Source organism: Pedobacter cryoconitis (assembly GCF_003259615.1).
Lineage (GTDB): Bacteria > Bacteroidota > Bacteroidia > Sphingobacteriales > Sphingobacteriaceae > Pedobacter > Pedobacter cryoconitis.
In genome coordinates, this window is the sequence record NZ_QLLR01000006.1 from 37,155 (window position 1) to 56,633 (window position 19,479).

Below are 19,479 nucleotides of genomic sequence, written 5' to 3' on the forward strand. Positions count from 1 at the left end.
GTCATATGACCTATATTTACTTTTGTAGGTCGCGTGACCTATTTCATATTTTAAAATAATCTCATGGAATTACACAAAAAACGTATTTTAATTGTTGGCGGTTATGGACTTGTAGGAACCAATATCGCACGTCTGATCAGGAAAGACTATAAATCCACCGAACTAATTCTAGCGGGTAGAAACCCTCAGCATGGAGAAGTGCTTGCCAGGGAACTGACCCATGCAGAAACCGCTTATCTTAATTTGGAAGAGGGTTTTGAGCTGGGGCTTTATGGGGCAGTAGACCTTATTATTATAGCATTGGAGGATCATAAGAATGTTTTGCGGGAAGCTGCGATTTCCAATGGAATTGCGTGCATAACTATTACTGAACTGGCGGAAGAAATTTCCCCAACAGTATTTCTTTCGCTGCATCAAACCCTTTCCGCCCCTGTTGTTTTGGCTGCACATTGGCAGGCAGGAATAATAACCCTCGTTACCAAACAACTAGCAGCCAGGTTCAGCCAAATAACGAGCGTGGAGACTGCCGGATTATATGATGATCAGGACCCTGTTGGCCCCCTGGTAGCGAGCCAGGTCGATAGTTTCGTTGGCCGGGCATTGTTGCGTCAAAATGGGAATTGGCAGTTTGCAGACGCGAAAGAAGAGGCAAGAACAATTCGTTTACATGATAATACATCGATTACAGGTTACCCTATGAGTACGCTTGATGTACCAAGTATTGCCGCCTTTACTGGTGCTCCAAATATTCGCTTTGATTTCATTACAGGGAAATCTCTAGGAAGCAAAAATGGGTTAGCGGCCTCTCATGATCTATATATTGATATTGAAGGGGTATTATTATCTGGGGAAACAACTAAACTGCGTACCCTGATTTCTGATCCAAAAGGGGTATCTCATTTAACAGCCGTTGGTGTATTTCTAATCGTGGAAGGGATATTTGGTTTTGGTGATCAGTCTGCTCCACAGCAAGGCGGCCTGTATCTTCCTGAAACTATTGTCTCAACAGATCATATAATCAGCCGTCTGGAAGAATTTGGCATCAATATTACTGAAGAGAATAGTTAATAAAAATCAGCCAAATAATGGCGATTAAAATCCTCTTTACTTTATGTAAAGGGGATTTTTAAGAAAATACTGACACATAGGATCGGAGAATTGGAAAAAAGACATTTTAATTATCCGAAAATAATATTGGCACTCCATTTGACCAATTATAAGCATATGAAGTTTCAGCATCATGTTGCCGGTTATAGTATAAAAGATATTATTGATTATCGTGCCTTATCATGGCCAGAATCTGAAGAGTTCTTATTCTTGACACAAATACCAGTTAAATTTGAACCCTTTTTAATTACCCCTACTTATTACTGTTTTGGGATGATTACTAAAGGAAAACTTGAAATTGAGATAGATGAGGAACCATACCAGCTTTGCGCTAATTCCTTGATGGTATACAGACCCGGACAAGTCTTTAAGGTTACTGATCTGGAAGAACAGACCAGGGGGGTATTTATACTATTTACAAAAAAATTCCTCGACAATCTTAACGAAAATATTTTCTCTGTACAGCGTTCTTCCTTTTTAAGCGCGGGTATAAAATCAGTATTTGAATTATCAGGCAAGGATAAAGCCAAGACTCTAAACACTTTCCATAAAATCTTTACACTCCTGCAATATCTGTCAAAAACTAACTGGGAACTGATTGCAAGAAACCTGACTTCGGCATTGATCTACGAAACTGATAGTATTCTTAAAAAATACATTGATCCTTCGACGGTATTGCTCAACAAAAACGAGGATTTGTTTCAAAGGTTTAAAAGCCTGGTCACGATTCATGCAATAGAAAAAAGAGCACTGTCTTTTTATGCAGCTAAACTATTGGTAAGTACGCATCATTTGTATACGACTGTAAAACTAGCCAGCCAAAAGACTCCGACTGAAATTATCAATACCTCTCTTATAAATACGGCTAAAAACAAAGTATTATATACCCACCAAACCTTAGCTGAAATTGCTGAACAACTTAATTTCAGTGATGCGTTCTCATTCAGCAAGTTTTTCAAGAAACACACCGGCTACGCTCCTACCTTATATAAAAAAGCTTCCATTTCCTGGCCTGATTAAGAATTGGACATGTAATATCACGATTCTGACATGGTTTGGCTTAATGTTCCGCTATACCTTTGATTTTAAATCATGAGTTATGGAACGTTTAAAAGATAAAATAGCAATTATTACAGGTGCAGCAAGAGGAATGGGTGAATCTCATGCCCGTGAATTTGTTGCCCATGGTGCTAAAGTTATATTAACAGATTTGTCAGAAGATGCTGGTAGAGCCCTTGCTGAAGAACTTGGAGAAAATGCTTTTTTCATTAAGCATGATGTAACTAAGCCTGAAGAATGGGTAAAAGTGGTGGAACAGGCAGAACAGAAATTCGGTCCGGTTAATGTAATGGTTAACAATGCTGGTGTTTTAGGTCCAATAGCACAAACCGCAAATTTGAAGGAAGAAGATTATTTAAAAGTTTGTACAATTAATCAGCATGCTGTCTTTTTCGGAATGAAGTATGTTATTCCATCAATGCTGAAAGCAGGTAAGGGCTCCATAGTCAACATTTCTTCTATTGCTGGTATCGTAGCAAATTATGGCTTTCCAAACCTTGCTTATGTTGCAAGTAAGTTTGCTGTAAGAGGAATGACAAAAGCAACTGCAATCGAGTACGGAAGTAAAAACATCAGGGTCAACTCAGTACACCCCGGCTTTATTAATACCCCAATGATGGTTGAAGCAACAAATGAGGACGGTGGTGATGCACTGGTTCAAATTCCGCTTGGCAGGCTTGCAGAAGCTAAAGAGGTTTCTAACCTTGTTGTTTTCCTTGCTTCTGACGAGGCATCTTACATTACAGGTACAGAGCATGTTATTGATGCCGGAATGACAGCTCAATAATTTAAAACTATTATATAATGGAGTAGAAAACAAAAATTATTTTCTACTCCATTTTGTCAATATCATCGGCTAAGCATCATCAACTTGTAGCCAAAATCTAATTCGTGATAAACGATAGCAAGAAGGGTGATATTAACAGAGACGGTATAACAAATCCTATTGCATAAGCACCATATGCTGATAGGGTTGTAGAAATAATTGCGTCCCCAATGTAAATGAAGCTCCGGTAAACGCATTTTTCCAGCCTGTTGTCAATAAATTTGCTGGAACTGAATAGGTGCTTGACGTACCTCTTAAGTTTGCAATCACCAATACCTTTTGTGAGTCCGTTGTTTTGGTGAATACAGCCACATCATCACTACTATACACTAATAACTGGCCATTTTTAACCGCATCACTGCCTTGTCTGAAAGAGAGGATCTTTTTATACTCAGCTGTTATCTCCGGATTCGTATTCCAATTAATCGGGGTCTTGTTGAAAAAGTCAATTACAGCAGTTGCCCCTACTTCCTGCCCGTTGTAAATCATAGGTACCCCTTTCATTAAAGCAGTAACCATAAAGGCAGCCATTGAACCAGTTTTACCCCCATAAACATTAACAGGGCTACCGTCAGTCAGGTAAACATCATGGTTTGTTGTATATCTGACCACTTGTGCACCAGAAAAAGCCGGAGCAAATTCACTGGTATTCAGATCCTGCAGTAAGCTAGCTGAACCACGGTTACCAAAAATCTTATTTTCCAGGCCATTATACCAGCGCATGCCGTACACCAATTGGAAACCCGCCTTAAAATGGTCATTCCGTGTCCCTTCGGCCAGCATTAATAGTTTGTGCGTACTGATAGCTTTTAAAGCGCTGTTTGCTTGTGCCCAGAAATCAAAAGGGACAAAATCAGCTGCATCACATCTGTAACCATCTATATTAGCTGTAAATACCCAATATTTCATGGCATCAATCATCGCAACACGCATTTCCTGATTGGTATAATCAAGATCAGCCACATCCGTCCAATTAGTTCCTTCAGGATAAATAATATTCCCATTGCTATCTTTTGTGTACCAATTTTTATTACTGATCCAGGCGTTATCCCAGGACGTATCATTGGCCACCCAGTCCAGCATAACAGCCATATTACGGGTATGCGCAGCATTCACCAGGTTTCTCAAATCTTCCAGCGTACCAAAATCCGGGTTTACGTCTTTATAATCTTTGACCGAATAGGGTGAGCCTAAACCATAAGCAGCTTTGAGAATTCCCACCGGATGAATTGGCATCAGATAAAGTACATTTGTTCCAAGTGCTTTTACTGAATCCAACCTGGCCAATACACCTTTAAAATTTCCATCTGCACTGAATGCGCGAATATTTACCTGGTAGATAACCGCATCTGCAGGGTCAGGAACATTTGCATAGGGTGTGCCATATTGCGGATAAGAGTTATCGGCAACAAGAACGTTATCACTTTTCTTGCAAAAACTAAAAATAGATATGAACAGTAAAAGCAGGGCTTTCACAATTATCTTATTTGATTTGTATTTCATTTTTGATCATTTAATCAGGCAACAGTTTCCCATTGCCTGATGAATTAGTTTTTCTTGAGCTTATAATTGTAATTAGCCGGATTATGAAGATCTAATGTGATCGTATAATTCCCGCTGACAGGTACAGTAATATTATTTACCGCAGCATTGTATCCATAAACCGGACTGTCTGCATAAGCAAGATTACCTTTTGCATCTATGCCGAAGTCAATAGCCCAGGCATTATTAGCCCTGAACTTAAATGACCCGGTTGAAACCATATCAGCAGTTACCGTCCATACCTGGTTAGCAGCATCATAGGCCAGCTGGGTATCTGTATCCCATCCTCCTGGTGAAGCGTCACCTAATATTGACCAGGTAGTTTTTGTTGCGGTCCAGGTATTGTTGTTCAGGTTTGCAGAAAGCTGGATATAACCCGGGCCTGGGCCTATCAGATCGCCTGCGAGTCCATCAGTAGTTAACAAACCATTAGCACCTGATCCATAATTTATGTGGTTCCAGTCTGGCGCAGAAGTAAATTTGAAATGATAAGTACCTCCTGCCGGCACATTAATATAACCTTCATAAAGTTTAGGCTGAAGTGCTGCCATAACAGGCGCTGTAGCAGGTAACCAGCCCTGATACTCTCCAGGGATATATAACAATGGATAAACACTCATCGCTATATAGGGTGTTACGTTTACAGTAACGGCTTTTGTATAAGCATTTTGATCCTGATAGGCTTTCACGCGAAAAACCAGGTTGCCGGCAATACCGCTTTTCAGCCCCAGAGCAAGTGCCAGTGTATTCAGGTCATTGCCCTTATAAGATTTACTCAAAACATCATTACCAACAGCTACACTGGTTGCATTCGACCATGCAGCTGCTCCTAAGGTATCTGAAGGTAAATCAACTTGGAGCGTATAAGTAACTGCAGCTTTAATTGGGTATACAACAGCTGGCCAGGAGAAAGTAACCACTGAGGTTGTATCATTTAATCGGGAGAGCACGACTGCATTTTTTGAAGCCGTTAAAGAAGAGCCAAAACCTACTGTTTTCAAAACAGTGAGTTGTGCCTCTTTTTTACAGGCGTAGAAAAAGCAGCTGCTAAATATGGCGAACAGATAAATATATTTTTTCATCATTTGAGAGATTAGTAGCCTGCATTTTGTTTTAAAGCCGGGTTTGCATCAAGGGCACTGGTAGGAATCGGGAACAGTAACCGGAATGCGGGAACTGCGGGTGCGAAATCATGAGCCAGCAGGAATTTGTTGAACCTGATCATATCTTGTCTGCGATGGCCTTCCCAGTTCAGCTCAAATCCTCTTTCATTGTAAACATCATCCAGCGCAGGGCTTGCAGCTAAAGCAGCAAGTCCTGCACGTTGCCTCACCTGGTCTATCAATGGTTTGGCTGCCCCTGAGTTTCCCAGTCGGATATTACATTCAGCCTGCATCAGCAGAATATCAGCATAACGGTAAATAGGAAAATCATTGGATTCTCCACTGCCATCTTGCGGAGGTACAGGGTAAAACTTAACGTTTCTGATGCCTTCAGCTGGCCCCGCCCCTGGGTTGTCAAGAGAGGTCACGTCCAGAGAATAAGTCACTCCACCTGGTTGAGCACCGACAAGAAATTGTTTTTTCCGAATGTCATTGTCAGCGTACCGATCATAGAAAGGTCTTGGAACAATAGTTCCATTCCAGCCGCTAAAGCCAAACATAGCTACTCCATTTGGCCCATTTACGCTTCTTAAAGCATAAATATTACGGGACACAATGTTCTCCGTTGCAAAAATGGCCAGGATAGTTTCATCATCAGGACATTTGTCACCAAAAAGCTCATAATATTGATTCCCCAGAGGACTTGCTGCATTTGCTGCACCCGGATGTAAGGTATATCCGCCCTGCGTTACTTTAGCGCAGGCAGCCAGACACTCTGTCCAGTGCGGTGTTCCGGTATAGACCTCTGCGTTCAGATAAACTTTGGCCAATAAAGCATAACCCGCCCATTTATTAAATCTACCATAATAAACGCCCCCCTTTGCCTCAGAGAGTAGTTCTACGTTAGCCGTAAGTTCCTTAACAATAAAGTTGTAAACTTCAACCCTGCTCGTCTGAGGGATCTTATCGACAGTAATATTGTTATCTGTATAAAAAGGTACTGAACCATAATCATCAATCAGCAGGTAATAAAAGAATGCACGTAAAACCTTGGCTTCTGCAATTTTTGAAGCATCAGCGTTTGCTTTTTGTAATTGATCAACTGCCAGGTTAGCGGTATAAACTGATTTATAAAGCCAGGTCCAGGTATTTCCAACCATAGTGGAGCTTGGAATCCATTGACGTTGATAGAGCTGTGCAAAATCCAGCTGCCAGTCACCAGTATTACGGTGTGGGATAACCTGCTCGTCGGAAGACATTGAGTTTAAATCATACCAGCAGTTATCTGCTCCCGCATAGCCAGTCCCCCAGTTCCCTGATACCTGCGAATAAACGTTGGCCAGTGCAACATCTGCACCTTTTGCATCGCCATAAAATTGATCTGCGGGGTATTTATCATATACATTTTCATTTACCTTTTTGCAGTTTTGCATCCCCAGGGCAACAATTAAAATGCTTAATATTATCTTTTTCATGTTCATCCTTTTTTATTTTAATACCACATTCAATCCTATCGAAAAAGTTCTTGTTCTTGGGTAGATTCCTCCATCGCTACCCGAGCCGTTGCCGCCACTAACATTCAATTCCGGGTCTATACCTGTATATTTTGTGATGAGCAGCAAATTTGTCCCTGTCAGGGAGACACGCATAGCACTGATATATTTAATCTTCTCAGTTTTTATACGGTAGCCAAAGGATAGATTCTCCCATCTTAAAAAAGACCCGTTTTCCAGCCACAGATCGGAGCCGTATTGTGAGGTGTAAAGACCCAATGGAACAGCACTTTCCAATACATTTGCTTTACCGAGGTTTTCAAAATAACTCAGGTTTGATTTAATAGTATTATAGATTTTATTGCCACCAGAGCCTCGCCATACCATAGAGGCATCAAAGTTCTTGTAAGTCATGCCTGGTGTAAAAGCATAAGTATACTTTGGAATTGCAGAGCCTTCAAATATTCTGTCAGGACTTTGGTTTCCCTGATCAATGATCTCATCTTTATTCCGGTCAACCACCGTTTCTGCGTTTACAGCATCTTTACCCGAGTGTTGTAAGATGTTAAATGTACCAATAGGCTGTCCTTTGATCAGGTAAGCATTAGTACCCCAGGATACATAATCAGTATTTAAAGGAACACCGTTAATACTTCCGCTTAAGTTGAGTACTTTATTTTTAAGCAGCGAAACATTTCCTGCCAGTGTCACTGTCGTATGCTGCGTTTTAATCAATTGATAACCAAGCGTAACTTCCAATCCTTTATTTAACAGGCTACCAACGTTTGCTGCAATACTCGGATATGGATATGGCGGTTGCGGAACGGTATAATTGAATAAAAGGTTATCTGTAGTTGCTGTAAAGACATCAACCGTTCCATTTAAACGATTATTAAATAAGCCGAAATCTATACCAATATTTGTTTGTTTCCGGGTTTCCCAGCGCAGATCCGGATTTGCATTCTGGCTGATTACAAAATTGGTTATCGGGCTGCCACCAAAATAGGTGACACCAGAGTAACCTACCAGCTGGAGTGAACCCTGCGGACTAAGACCTTGCTGATTACCCGTAATTCCATATCCTCCTCTAAGTTTTAAACTGCTGAAAATTTGCTGGTTTTTCATAAATGGCTCTTGATCTATACGCCAGGCAACCGACGCAGAAGGGAAATTTCCCCATTTATGATTAGCGCCAAAAACAGAAGAACCGTCTCTCCTGAAAGTAGCAGTAAACAGGTACTTATTTAAGTAACCGTAATTGATACGGCCTAAAAAAGAAACCAGGTTCCTGTCGTTTTTGTAGGAATTCATATCTCCGGGAGCTACTTTAGAAAGATCTCCTAATTGTAGTGCATTAAAAGTTGCAATGTCGTTTATAAAGCCTTTCGCCTGTGCGAAATTCCCGTTGTAGGTTTGCGCCTGACGTTCAAATACTGCAATGGCATCAAAATGGTGGTCACCAAAATCTTGTTTATAGTTAAGGCTAATGTCCATTAACTTTTCATCTGTATGTTTGTTATTGATATTGGCGATACCTTTATTATCAATTGCAGCGGCAATGGTTGATTCTGCTGGTAAGTAATAACCTGAATTTTCATCAATTTTTCTCCAGCTGCCAAACCAGCCCGCAGTTAAACCTTTGGTTAACTGAAGATCTGCACGTAAACTACCAAACAGGTTATTGATCTGATTCTGATTTACTACCGTGTTGGCAACTGCATAAGGATTGATATACTGAAACACGTTTGGATCGGTATAATAACTGCCATCTGCATTATAGACCGGATCTGTTGGCCTGGTTACATAGATATTACTGAACAGGTTTGAGGTAAAACTTGCCCTGCCTACCCCTGTCGGACTATAATTTGTGTTGTTGATACCACTGTTCAGATTCATAGTCAGCGTTAGTTTATCATCTAATGCCTTCTGTGTAGCTTGAATACGCCCGATATAGTTTTTATAGTTTGATTTGATCACAATCCCTGTTTGCAAAATTGCCGAAACAGAAGCACGGTAGTTAAAGCCATTTGAGCCGCCACCAAAGGCTAAGGCATGGTTTTGAGTAACCCCGTTCTGAGTAAGCAAGTTATACCAGTCTGTGCTGGAACCATGATTAGCAGAGGCCGGCACACCGTAGAGTTGTGCCTGTTCCCACCATTGGTCTGCGTTAAGTTGTTTTAGTTTTTTGGCGATAACATCTAATGAGCTGCCTGCTGTGTACTCAATACTTGACTGGCCGGCCTTATTTCTCTTAGTAGTGACAATGATGACACCTGGTGCACCGCGTGATCCGTATATTGCAGTAGCAGAGGCATCTTTTAAGACATCAACTGATTCAATTTCACTTGGTGGAACCTGGTTTAACAGATCCATATTTCCCTGGATACCATCTACCACTACTAAAGGGTCATTACCACCAATCAATGAAGTGATTCCCCTGATCCTTACGCTGGGCGTTGTACCTGGCTCACTCCCGGACTGTGTAATATTAACACCTGCAGCTTTTCCTGCCAGCAGTTGCAATGGGTTTGTCACTGTACCAGGATTCAGGTCTTTGCTTGAAATTGTAGCAACTGAACCGGTCAGGTCTGACTTTTTAGCCGTTCCATAACCAATCACGACCACATCTGATAGAGATCTTGAGTTTGGGTTTAATAATATGGTGAGTGGGTGTCCAGCATCAATAGTTCTTTCTACTGCGTCATAACCAACAAAACTAACTGTTATTGTCAGCGAGTTTAATGTTGGGTTTTGTATTTGAAATTCCCCGCTTACACTTGATAAAACGGAACTCCCGGTTTCCTTTATCCGTATAGATGCACCCGGCAGTGGTTGATTTGTTTCATCAACTACTTTACCCGTAAATGTTTTTGTCTGGGCGAAAGAAGTGAATACGCAAAAGAAGAAAAGCATGGTCAGGCCATACTTATACAAGTAAAGTTTGTTCATATAGATTTGGTTTAATTTGATTAATGAGAACCTCTGATAAACCGGGGCATCTCTAGCTCAAAGTAAGAGAGGTTATGTGCTAAAACCAATGCTTTAAAAAGCCGATATTAATAAAAAAGAAAAATCAAACCTATATAATTTTGACTATCAATTGATTACAAAATTTCCTCTATTAAAATATATAGATAATTATGGTAGTAAATCGTATTTATCTTGTATACCAATCATTAAAGACAAGCTTTGACCCTATAAAAACTATTTATATTTCAGTCTTAGCAAGAGACAGTTAAACAACTGAATTTCAAATTATTATATTAAATAACAACCTTTTTTTTCTATATACGCTTTTCTGCTGATCGCTACCGGGAAATCAAACCTGTATTTTGCTTTCAGATGGATCAGAATCATAACCTTATATAAATCCTTTTATGAAAAAAATCAAAATTATAGTATCTCTTTGGGTGATTGCCTGCATGCTTTCTCCACTGAGTTCAATCGGCCAGACGGCAACACAATTTGGAAAACAATTTAATGGAGTTCCAGATCCTCTTGACGCGGTGATCTACCAGGTAAATATGCGCACCTTTAGTAAGGATGGAAATTTCAAAGGCGTAAGCTCCCGCCTGGATTCGATAAAAGCACTAGGGGTCAATTTGATCTACCTGATGCCAATTTACCCTGTTGGGATCTTAAAATCAGTCAATTCACCTTATTGTGTAAGTGATTATAAAGCGGTTAATAAAGAGTTTGGGACAATTGATGAATTGAGAGCGCTGGTGAAGGGTGCCCACGACAAAGATATGGCGGTGATCCTGGACTGGGTCCCTAACCATACTTCTTTTGATCATCCCTGGACAAAGAATAAATCGTGGTACTTGCAAGACAGCACAGGCAATATTATCAGTCCTGTTGGAACTGGCTGGAATGATGTGGCCCAATTAAATTATAAAAATGAGGACATGCGTGCAGAGATGGTCCGATCTATGAAATACTGGGTACTTACAGCTAATATTGATGGCTTCAGGTGTGATTATGCGGATGGACAACCTTTTGATTTTTGGCAAGAGGCAATCAGTACCCTAAGAGCTATTCCAAAACATAAATTGATATTTTTAGCTGAGGGCAAACGAAGTGATCATTATAAAGCTGGTTTTGACTATAACTTTGGCTTCACCTTTTTTGAGGACCTGGTTGATATTTATAAAAAGAACAGGTCTGTGAAATCAATCGATACGTTGAATAGCAGTGATTATAAAAATGCAGCAAATGGGCAAAGTATGGTCAGGTATATTACAAATCATGATGTAAATGGTTCTGAGGGCACGCCCCTGGAGTTGTTTGGACAATTTAAAGGTTCTATGGCTGCTTTTGCAGTTGTTTCTTATATGAAAAGTGTCCCTATGATTTATAATGGTCAGGAGGTTGGTACACCTTACCGTTTAACTTTTCCTTTTACCACGACAAAAATTGACTGGACTATCAATCCTGAGCAAACTGCGGTCTATAAAAAAGTCATCGCCTTCAGGAATGGAAGTAAAGCTATTAGAAGAGGTTCATTAATTTCATACAGTACAGATGACATCTGCGCTTTTACCAGGGAAAAAGATGCAGAAAAAGTTTTGGTTTTGTCGAACATGAGAAATAAAAAAATCAGTTATAGCGTACCCAAAAAACTTTTAAATATGGTTTGGAAAGATGCTTTTACCGGGAACGTTTACAAATTGAATACGACATTAGCTTTAGCGCCTTATACTTATCTGGTGTTGAAAAACTAAACGTAATCAGCTAAGGTCCACAATCTCTTTGACTGCTTTGATCTGCATGATCCGATCTTCAAATTCATCGTTTGGAATGAATGAACGGTTTTTAGCTTTGGTCTTGTAGGTGTAAATTGTGTTAACAGAGTAATTCAGGATCTTAGCTATCGTTTCATTTTCATCAATTCCCAGTCTGATCAATGCAAAAATCCTGAGTTCTGTATTCAGCAGGTTTTCTTCACGAGGCTGTATTTGATCGGCTGTGGTGAATAACATATTAAAATCAGCAACAAAATTTGGGAACAGGCTTAAAAACACTTTATCAAAGCTATGAGAGAGATTTTCTCTTTCAAAACCGGTGTTTAACCGGCTTAAGACCAGCGTAATTTCTTCAAATCTTTTCTCTTTCACCCTGGTTTCAATGGCGCGTTTAAGCCGGTCAATTTTCTCAATGTAATCTGAGTGAATATTAAAGAAGTTTCCAATGTATTCGTCTTTGATCATATTCGCTTCATCCAGCTTGGCATTGATATGGGAAAGTGACCGGTTACTTTTATCTAATGCTTTATTTACCAAAAGCAAAGAATTGTTTGCGTTATTCAAATCGGCATTTTTACTCAAAATAACCTGATCTGCTATCCGCAGTTTTTTTAGTTGTCTGACGGTAATATAAGTGAAGAAGAAAACCATAACTATTAAAGTAGTAATAGCATAGGCGTACATAGTGAGCAGATGTTTCTGTTTTTCAATTCTGTTGACCTGTTCAGTTTGTATAATTGGCATTATATTACTAATGGTCGCTTCCCGGTGTTTAGCACCGTAGAAATTAGCATCATTTATTGCCTGATTAATAAAATCATAGGCCATTTTAACATCGCCTTGTTTAAAGAGATAACTTGCCAGATTAGTCAGCGCCACTCCTTCCTTTGTAGAATGTTTATTATCAATTATTGCTGCCTTAATTAGGTTTGAAAGGCCTTTCTGCGTTTGCTTTAACTCAAAAAAAGTATAACTTAAGCAACTTAGGTTAATTGCACTATCCTGATAGGTCTGCTTGAATTGTAAAATTCTGTCATATGTTTTTAAAGAAGTTTGATAATCTCCTTTTCTTATCGCCCGCAAACCCACAGCAGATAAGTTCGCATAGGAATTAACTGGAGTGCTATTAATAATTGAATCACAGTAATTCAGGCCAATCTGACTATATTTTGCATAATAATCATCAAGTTTATCGTAATCAGCAAGATCGAAATGGCTCCTTGCTTGTAAAAAAAGATATTCGTACCGCTGATGTTCAGCTAAATGGGAAGTATTTACTTTTTTCAAAGTATCCAGGCCCTCTTTAAACATGCCGGCAGAAACCAGTACAAAAGCCATGTTGACTTTTGAATAACTTATTTTGTTCTGGTCCTTGAGTAAATGCGCACAGTCGTTTAACTTTTTACAATAAACGTAAGCGGAATCATGAATATAGGATTTATAAGCATTAAATAGTTTATGATAATTAGTGTACCGTTTGCTAAGGGAGGAGTAATCTGTGTGAAGATCTTTTTTAAGCGTTTTTATATAAATGTCTTTATTTTGATCATAATGTGCTTTATAAGCCAGCGTTTTAACCAGCACCAATTGCAGGCTATCAATATTAGCTGAGCTCTTTGCTTGTTGTGCCAACACTAGCTGACACCAGCAAATAAGGACAGAGATCAATAAAGGAAATTTATATTTGGTATACATTTTCACGTTTGTTGCTAAACAACCAATAATAATATTTTGATAATCCGGATTATTCAGCAGATGCAATATCCAGATAATATCCGTGATAATGAAATGACTAAAAAATGATTACTAAATTTACTATAAATGAAATTGAACAGCCTGTCATCCCCAATCAATAGCCTGATGAAAATATCTGCATTTTTGCTGTTTTCTTTATTTATACATCCCCTGTCTGCTCAGCAAAAGAATACCCTAAAGGTGATTAATTCCTTGAAAGTCTATCAAAATTCCTTTGCGCGGGACCCAAGCCAGGAGTTGATAGAGCTCAGGAAAATGATACCTGACCTGGTTTTGGACATTCGGTACGCCACGGCAAATAATTTTATGAAACAGGTTATGTATCCCCAGGCACGGGCTTTTGCCAGAAAACCAGTTGCAGAACAGCTAAAAAAAGTCCAGGCAGAACTCCGCAAAAGAGGATATGGATTAAAAATTTATGATGCTTACCGTCCATATGCCATCACGGTTTCCTTTTATAAAAGGGCTGCTGATAAAAGTTTTGTAGCCAACCCGGCAAAAGGTTCCAAACACAACCGGGGCTGTGCGGTAGATCTAACCCTGATCGATTTCAAGACGAAAAAAGAAATCCCGATGCCTACCCCCTATGACAGTTTTGCTCCGGAGGCTGCCGCAGCTTACCAAAAATTACCAGCTGCCGTTATCCGCAACCGGGATTTTCTGATCCGAACAATGCGGACATATGGTTTCAGGGTTATTAAAAACGAATGGTGGCACTATGATTTTATAGGGTGGCAGAATTATGCACTGATGGACATTCCGTTCAAAAGTCTTTAAGCAGACAAGCCTGCATTTAGTTAAAGGAATTTCTGAACTCCATCGGCGAGAGGCTGGTCTTGGTTTTGAAAAGCTTGCTGAAGGATTGCAAATGTTCAAAACCCAGCTCATAAGCGATCTCGCTGACCGATAGACTTGTAGTGGAGAGCTTTTCCTTAGCCAGTTCAATTAACTTATGATGTAAATGTTGCTGAGTATTCTGTCCGGTAAGGGATTTAAGCAGGCTGCTTAGATAACCTGGTGAGATATTTAAGTTTTCAGCAATATAAGTCACACTGGGCAATCCTTTTTGAGCCATTTCGCCGCTGCTAAAATAATTGGTCAGTAAATCTTCCAGTTTGGTCAATATTTCATGACTGGTGATCTTTCTGGTAATAAACTGGCGCTGATAGAATCTTTCGGAATAGGTTAGCAAAAGCTCTAATTGTGCAATGATCACGCTTTGACTGAAACGGTCGATATTCGCATTGTACTCTTGCTCGATATTTTGCGCGATAGTGGTGAGCATCATTTCTTCCTTATCCGATAAGTAAAGTGCCTCATGGACCGAGTAATTAAAGAATTCGTAGTGTTTAATGGACTTGGCCAGCGGCGTGTTCCACAGAAAATCAGGGTGAATTAAAATCATCCAGCCCTGGGGACGGTGCATCACACTCCCCTTTTCAATCTCCATACCAAATACCTGACCGGGCGACATAAAGAACAAGACACCCTCATCAAAATCACTGGTCTGCTGGCCGTATTTAAACTTAGTATCCTTCACTCTTTTCATGGAGATCGAATAAAAATCATAGATCAAGCTGAAAGAACCTTCAGCCAACGGCCTGTTGATGTCCTCCATATGTACCAGGCTAATCAGCGGATGCGCAGGATTAGGCAGACCCGCAGCCCGATGATATTCGGTGATCGTGTGGAAACGAAAAAGCTGGTTGTGATTCATAGCTCTACTAATTTCGTTATTTTTTATGATAAACTGCGGCGAACTCTTCTGCAAAATCAGCAAGTTTGACCTTACCCATTTTTGGCTGGTTTTTGTGAAAGTTCTCCAGTGTTTTTCCGCTGTGCATGGCCGCCTGCATTTCCACCAGTGTTTCTGCGAGTTTTTCAGGCAATTTAGCCATCTTCAATCCTTGCAGCATTTCCTTATCCGAAAGCAGCACCCATTTCAGCCAGGGTTTGCTTATGGCTGTGCCAATGATCTTTGCCGCCTGGTTACAGGTTAATTCCTCACTGCCCACATAACGGATGTTTTTCCCTGAAGGCAGCAATATCAGTTCTTCAGCAACCGCATCCGCAATATCTATTGGCGAAACAAAAACGATCCGGTCATCACCGCCATAGTTCCCCATTAAAAGGCCTGTTTTGCCAGTTAGCAAAGACCACAGACCGGAGTAACGCAACGTGAGGAATTTGCCAATAACCCCCTTGCCTTTAATCAGGTCTATGGATTGGTAGAAATTGGTGTAAAATGAACCAGGCCGCATGATTGTAACAGAAGCGTCCAAACCATCAAACAGGTGTTCTACATTTTCAGATTTAACCAGGTCTGCCGCCCAGCCACTCAGGACCACAATCCGCTTGGTACCTGCTTCTTTGAGCGCCTGTGCATAATTTTGCGCCATCCGTCGTAAATAATCACCCAGATCGGGCTCAGTAAAACTCAGCGGGATCATCGTATAAACTGCGTCTGCACCTTTGAAAGTCTGAGTCAAAAAGTTGACATCAGAAATTGAACCAATGGCCGGTATTGCACCTAAGTTTTCAATAACTGCCTTTTTTTCAGGGTTACTGCTAACCACGGTCACGGCATGTCCTTGTATAACTAATATTTGCGTCAGCGGCTGGCTGATATTCCCTAAGGAACCGGTTACAATAATTTTCATCGCTTTAATGGCTATAGATGTTTACACAAAGATGGGCTGCTTTGGTCACCTGGATTTATCCAAATCTGTGTTTGGTTTAGCCAAAACCACAAAAGCCATACAATTGTGCTATCCTTTACTCATCCACGAATTACTTCGCAATGATCTCGTTATCCTCAGGCAACACCTGCTCTAATTTTTTAAACGTAAACCCGGCGGTAATACCATGTATACCAATAGAAATGAGCACAATAAAAGCTATTATCGACCAAAGTGCGTCCTGATTTTTAAAAAACGTAGTTCCAAATGCAAAGGCCAGGTAATATATAGAGCCAATTCCGCGGATACCAAAAAAGCTGATCACGAGTTTTTCCTGTATTTTAAGCCTGGTGCCGATTAGTCCGATCAGTCCGGACACTGGTCTGATGACAAAGATAAAGACAATCCCGAATGCCGCCATTGGCCAGGTTAAGCTGTTCATGACCCCACGGACAAGACTTCCACCGAAAAGAATAAGCATGATGGCCACGAGGATCCTTTCAATCTGATCTGAAAATGCGTGCAGGCGGTTATAATATTTGTGGTCCCGCTCGTAGGACCTGAGTGTGATTGCTGCAATAAATACAGCGATAAACCCATATCCATGAACAATTTCAGTAGCACCGTATACAATCAGCGTTGCAGCAACAGACACAAAGCCATCCTGAGTAACGAGTGCTTCGTATTTCTTAGCCAATGTAAAAAGTACATACCCTAATAATTTACCCAGTAAAAACCCGAGAAGTAAGCCGACAGCAATCTGGTAAAATACATGTTTCAGTGCCCATGTAAATAAAAAGGAAGTATCACCTCCCGAGGTCATGGCCAGCGCTATTGCAAGCCATACAAAAGGAAAAGCCATACCATCATTAAAACCAGCTTCGGCAGTAAGGGAAAACTTGGCATTGTCACGGTCCGGCTCATTGGGGTCGCCTACCTGCACATCAGTGGCCAGTACCGGATCTGTAGGTGCCAGGGCAGCAGCAAGTAAAAGTGAAGTGGGAATAGACATTTTAAAATAATAAACCCCTATTACTGTAACTGCTGCTATGCAAAGAATCATGGTAATCGTGATCAGCCTGAAAGGAATTATCCATGTCTTCAATGAAAATTTCTGATCGATTTTCAGGCCCGTACACATGAGCGAGACAATCAGTACCAGCTCTGTCAGATGCAGCGTAAATTCACCATGTACCCTTGGGTTCGGGGCAGGCAAAAAATCAAAAACACTGTAAAGCAGCATGCCCACCAGCAGGTAAACTACGGAATATGAAACCCTGGTTTTGGCAGTTAAGGACGGCATCCACGCCATCCCAAGAATTCCTACTCCTATAATCGTCAATATAATCAGGTATTGATCCATTCTTCTTTATAATTTAGAAGTTACAACAATGGATTTTAAGGATTGTTGGTTTACACGTTATAAATCCTTTTCGAAAGGAACATAATCCTGCAGTTTGGGCAATGGCCTGATCAGCTTTTTCTCTTTTTTATTGGTGATAATCTTACCCGTATCGTAACGTTGTTCTTTATAAAAACGGATGCCTGAGGACAGGTTAAAATCATCGTTATACATACTACCTAAGCCATCAGAACCTGAGTGTTTAAAGCCAATCAGCTCAAAATTTCCATGTTGATACCTGAATTTATGTGAAAACATCCCCCTGGTTAATTGATTTTTAATGGTAATTACCTGGTTATTGATCGTCACACTCTCAAAACCAGCATCAGAACGTAATCCGTTTTTACCATTGGGAAACTGAGGTGCAATGATCTTATCTGAGGATACAATTAATTTTTGCTGACCATCTGGCTGCGTAAAAAACACTTGTAACCTGTAAGGAGCTGTATCAGCTACTGTATCTTGGGTTACGATAATCCAATCAGGCAAACCATCTTTATTTAAATCACCTTTACTTTGTGAGACTATCTTCCTCCCTTTTTGAATAAATGATTTTGTATTTGATTTTGGAACGATAGCAACATTGCTTTGTGCAAACAACGGAGAAGTTATCACCCATAAAAAAACTGATAACCTATAATATTTCATATTAATTTTATTTCTTACTAAAGAAAGCTACGACCATTAGCGCTAAAACTATAAAAAATAAAATGATGATTAAATTGATGTTTCTTAAATAAGATTTCTTCTGAAAGCTCAGCACAACCGTATCTATTAACAGGCCTAAAAACCAAAATCCTAAAAATACAGGAAAAGCAACTGAGACATACAGATAGAGGTCTACATAAATTTCTTTATTTTTAATATCGGGCATTTCCATGAGCACGAAACCTGTTACTTCTGTAAGAATCAGAAAAAACAATATTCCAAGCCTGATGTAAAGGTGCCGTGAGATTGATTTGTTATTCATTTTTTCGATCCTGAATACTTTTTGAGGTGGATATATTTTTCATCACTGCATTCACCAAGTTTGGTATAAGAATTCATAGCATTACCATAATTCTGTATAATAATCTCATCATCACTTAATAACCCCTCAACTGATGTTGGCAAGTATTCTGTTTCTTTAGGTTCATCGTCAGGACCGTCCCTGCTTATATCACCCCTGTTATCTTCCCATTCAATTCCGTTAAAATTGATATATACGACCTTCTCCTCTAAACTTCTGATAAACGTAACTTTACCTTTCAAGGTCCTGGTACTACTTTTAAAATGATAAGAATAGGCTCCTTTACTTTTTGAAATTTCTATCGTTAAATTGCAACCTGTCTCTTTATTAAGTTTATAGGTTCCAGCGATTGCCCTTGGTAAAGGCGGAATACTATTACTGGTTTCTTTTAATTGTATTGGAAAATGTTTTCTGGTCGATAAATCCTCCCACTGACCAGAAAAAGTACTTTTAAGCACCTGCCCTGTAATTTTTGCTTTTTTAATATTTTGGTAATCTAATTCATATAGTAAGACATTTCCATCGATAATACTCCCGGTCAGCTTAATCTCTACGCCAATTTTACCATAATAATAAAAGCCTGTTATTTTGCCATTCGTATTTTTCAGACTAAAAACAACATCAATTTTATTATTTAAAGTGCCGATAAAAGTTTTGTTAAAATCAACCAAAGCGGGATGTTTAACACCAGCTAAGGCTTTTTCAAAATTGTTAAAACTTATAGTGATCAATAGGAAAAATAAGATTGATTTGTTCATGT

At 39.8% G+C, this 19,479-nt stretch carries 16 protein-coding genes; 5 read left to right on the top strand and 11 right to left on the bottom strand.

Annotated elements, in window-relative coordinates:
- Positions 1–63: 63 nt before the first annotated feature.
- From LY11_RS08930 to LY11_RS08940, 3 genes are all read left to right on the top strand, one after another.
- Positions 64–1,068, top strand: a complete 1,005-nt coding sequence (locus tag LY11_RS08930; protein WP_111633375.1) for a hypothetical protein — start codon at positions 64–66, stop codon at positions 1,066–1,068.
- A 156-nt stretch (positions 1,069–1,224) separates the two neighbouring features.
- Complete coding sequence (locus LY11_RS08935; RefSeq protein ID WP_111633376.1) at positions 1,225–2,127, top strand: helix-turn-helix domain-containing protein; 903 nt, start codon at positions 1,225–1,227, stop codon at positions 2,125–2,127.
- 79 nt (positions 2,128–2,206) lie between these two features.
- Complete coding sequence (locus tag LY11_RS08940) at positions 2,207–2,953, top strand: glucose 1-dehydrogenase (RefSeq protein ID WP_111633377.1); 747 nt, start codon at positions 2,207–2,209, stop codon at positions 2,951–2,953.
- A gap of 156 nt (positions 2,954–3,109) precedes the next feature.
- Here LY11_RS08940 and LY11_RS08945 read toward each other — a convergent pair whose 3' ends face one another.
- Genes LY11_RS08945 through LY11_RS08960 form a run of 4 tightly spaced genes read right to left on the bottom strand, consistent with a single transcriptional unit; the run spans position 3,110 to position 10,079 of the window.
- Complete coding sequence (locus LY11_RS08945) at positions 3,110–4,495, bottom strand: alpha-amylase family glycosyl hydrolase (RefSeq protein ID WP_111633378.1); 1,386 nt, start codon at positions 4,493–4,495, stop codon at positions 3,110–3,112.
- A gap of 44 nt (positions 4,496–4,539) precedes the next feature.
- Complete coding sequence (locus tag LY11_RS08950; protein WP_111633379.1) at positions 4,540–5,619, bottom strand: SusE domain-containing protein; 1,080 nt, start codon at positions 5,617–5,619, stop codon at positions 4,540–4,542.
- Positions 5,620–5,627: 8 nt separating this feature from the next.
- Positions 5,628–7,112, bottom strand: a complete 1,485-nt coding sequence (locus tag LY11_RS08955) for a RagB/SusD family nutrient uptake outer membrane protein (RefSeq protein WP_211321515.1) — start codon at positions 7,110–7,112, stop codon at positions 5,628–5,630.
- A 12-nt stretch (positions 7,113–7,124) separates the two neighbouring features.
- Positions 7,125–10,079, bottom strand: a complete 2,955-nt coding sequence (locus tag LY11_RS08960; protein ID WP_111633381.1) for a SusC/RagA family TonB-linked outer membrane protein — start codon at positions 10,077–10,079, stop codon at positions 7,125–7,127.
- A gap of 428 nt (positions 10,080–10,507) precedes the next feature.
- On the opposite strand from LY11_RS08960, the gene LY11_RS08965 reads away from it, so the two are divergent.
- The gene (locus LY11_RS08965) at positions 10,508–11,854 is read left to right on the top strand and encodes an alpha-amylase family glycosyl hydrolase (protein WP_111633382.1); all 1,347 of its coding nucleotides are present in this window, start codon (positions 10,508–10,510) and stop codon (positions 11,852–11,854) included.
- A 6-nt stretch (positions 11,855–11,860) separates the two neighbouring features.
- On the opposite strand, the gene LY11_RS08970 is transcribed toward LY11_RS08965, so the two are convergent.
- Positions 11,861–13,570, bottom strand: coding sequence for a DUF6377 domain-containing protein (locus LY11_RS08970; RefSeq protein WP_146610822.1), 1,710 nt, complete (start codon positions 13,568–13,570; stop codon positions 11,861–11,863).
- Between the two features lie 126 nt (positions 13,571–13,696).
- On the opposite strand from LY11_RS08970, the gene LY11_RS08975 reads away from it, so the two are divergent.
- Positions 13,697–14,407, top strand: a complete 711-nt coding sequence (locus tag LY11_RS08975) for a M15 family metallopeptidase (protein ID WP_245952675.1) — start codon at positions 13,697–13,699, stop codon at positions 14,405–14,407.
- Between the two features lie 16 nt (positions 14,408–14,423).
- Here LY11_RS08975 and LY11_RS08980 read toward each other — a convergent pair whose 3' ends face one another.
- The 6 genes from LY11_RS08980 to LY11_RS09005 form a co-directional block, all read right to left on the bottom strand.
- On the bottom strand, positions 14,424–15,347 hold the full coding sequence (locus tag LY11_RS08980; RefSeq protein ID WP_111633384.1) for a helix-turn-helix domain-containing protein: 924 nt from the start codon (positions 15,345–15,347) through the stop codon (positions 14,424–14,426).
- Positions 15,348–15,363: 16 nt separating this feature from the next.
- Complete coding sequence (locus LY11_RS08985) at positions 15,364–16,290, bottom strand: NAD(P)H-binding protein (RefSeq protein WP_111633385.1); 927 nt, start codon at positions 16,288–16,290, stop codon at positions 15,364–15,366.
- Between the two features lie 130 nt (positions 16,291–16,420).
- Positions 16,421–17,671 carry a cation:proton antiporter gene (locus tag LY11_RS08990; protein ID WP_111633386.1) on the bottom strand — a complete coding sequence of 417 codons (1,251 nt, stop codon included), beginning with the start codon at positions 17,669–17,671 and terminating at the stop codon, positions 16,421–16,423.
- 57 nt (positions 17,672–17,728) lie between these two features.
- On the bottom strand, positions 17,729–18,358 hold the full coding sequence (locus LY11_RS08995; protein WP_111633387.1) for a hypothetical protein: 630 nt from the start codon (positions 18,356–18,358) through the stop codon (positions 17,729–17,731).
- Between the two features lie 7 nt (positions 18,359–18,365).
- The gene (locus LY11_RS09000; protein ID WP_146610823.1) at positions 18,366–18,680 is read right to left on the bottom strand and encodes a hypothetical protein; all 315 of its coding nucleotides are present in this window, start codon (positions 18,678–18,680) and stop codon (positions 18,366–18,368) included.
- The gene (locus tag LY11_RS09005) at positions 18,677–19,477 is read right to left on the bottom strand and encodes a hypothetical protein (protein WP_111633389.1); all 801 of its coding nucleotides are present in this window, start codon (positions 19,475–19,477) and stop codon (positions 18,677–18,679) included. The genes LY11_RS09000 and LY11_RS09005 overlap by 4 nt, the downstream gene beginning before the upstream one ends.
- Between the last annotated feature and the right edge of the window lie 2 nt (positions 19,478–19,479).

Excerpts from the sequence above, each read along its gene's own strand:
- LY11_RS08935 (WP_111633376.1), top strand. The coding sequence starts at position 1,225 with ATGAAGTTTCAGCATCATGTTGCCGGTTATAGTATAAAAGATATTATT.
- LY11_RS09005 (WP_111633389.1), bottom strand. The coding sequence starts at position 19,477 with ATGAACAAATCAATCTTATTTTTCCTATTGATCACTATAAGTTTTAAC.
- LY11_RS08965 (WP_111633382.1), top strand. The coding sequence starts at position 10,508 with ATGAAAAAAATCAAAATTATAGTATCTCTTTGGGTGATTGCCTGCATG.
- LY11_RS08950 (WP_111633379.1), bottom strand. The coding sequence starts at position 5,619 with ATGATGAAAAAATATATTTATCTGTTCGCCATATTTAGCAGCTGCTTT.
- LY11_RS08960 (WP_111633381.1), bottom strand. The coding sequence starts at position 10,079 with ATGAACAAACTTTACTTGTATAAGTATGGCCTGACCATGCTTTTCTTC.
- LY11_RS08955 (WP_211321515.1), bottom strand. The coding sequence starts at position 7,112 with ATGAAAAAGATAATATTAAGCATTTTAATTGTTGCCCTGGGGATGCAA.
- LY11_RS08970 (WP_146610822.1), bottom strand. The coding sequence starts at position 13,570 with ATGTATACCAAATATAAATTTCCTTTATTGATCTCTGTCCTTATTTGC.
- LY11_RS08930 (WP_111633375.1), top strand. The coding sequence starts at position 64 with ATGGAATTACACAAAAAACGTATTTTAATTGTTGGCGGTTATGGACTT.
- LY11_RS08945 (WP_111633378.1), bottom strand. The coding sequence starts at position 4,495 with ATGAAATACAAATCAAATAAGATAATTGTGAAAGCCCTGCTTTTACTG.
- LY11_RS09000 (WP_146610823.1), bottom strand. The coding sequence starts at position 18,680 with ATGAATAACAAATCAATCTCACGGCACCTTTACATCAGGCTTGGAATA.
- LY11_RS08975 (WP_245952675.1), top strand. The coding sequence starts at position 13,697 with ATGAAATTGAACAGCCTGTCATCCCCAATCAATAGCCTGATGAAAATA.
- LY11_RS08990 (WP_111633386.1), bottom strand. The coding sequence starts at position 17,671 with ATGGATCAATACCTGATTATATTGACGATTATAGGAGTAGGAATTCTT.
- LY11_RS08985 (WP_111633385.1), bottom strand. The coding sequence starts at position 16,290 with ATGAAAATTATTGTAACCGGTTCCTTAGGGAATATCAGCCAGCCGCTG.
- LY11_RS08980 (WP_111633384.1), bottom strand. The coding sequence starts at position 15,347 with ATGAATCACAACCAGCTTTTTCGTTTCCACACGATCACCGAATATCAT.
- LY11_RS08995 (WP_111633387.1), bottom strand. The coding sequence starts at position 18,358 with ATGAAATATTATAGGTTATCAGTTTTTTTATGGGTGATAACTTCTCCG.
- LY11_RS08940 (WP_111633377.1), top strand. The coding sequence starts at position 2,207 with ATGGAACGTTTAAAAGATAAAATAGCAATTATTACAGGTGCAGCAAGA.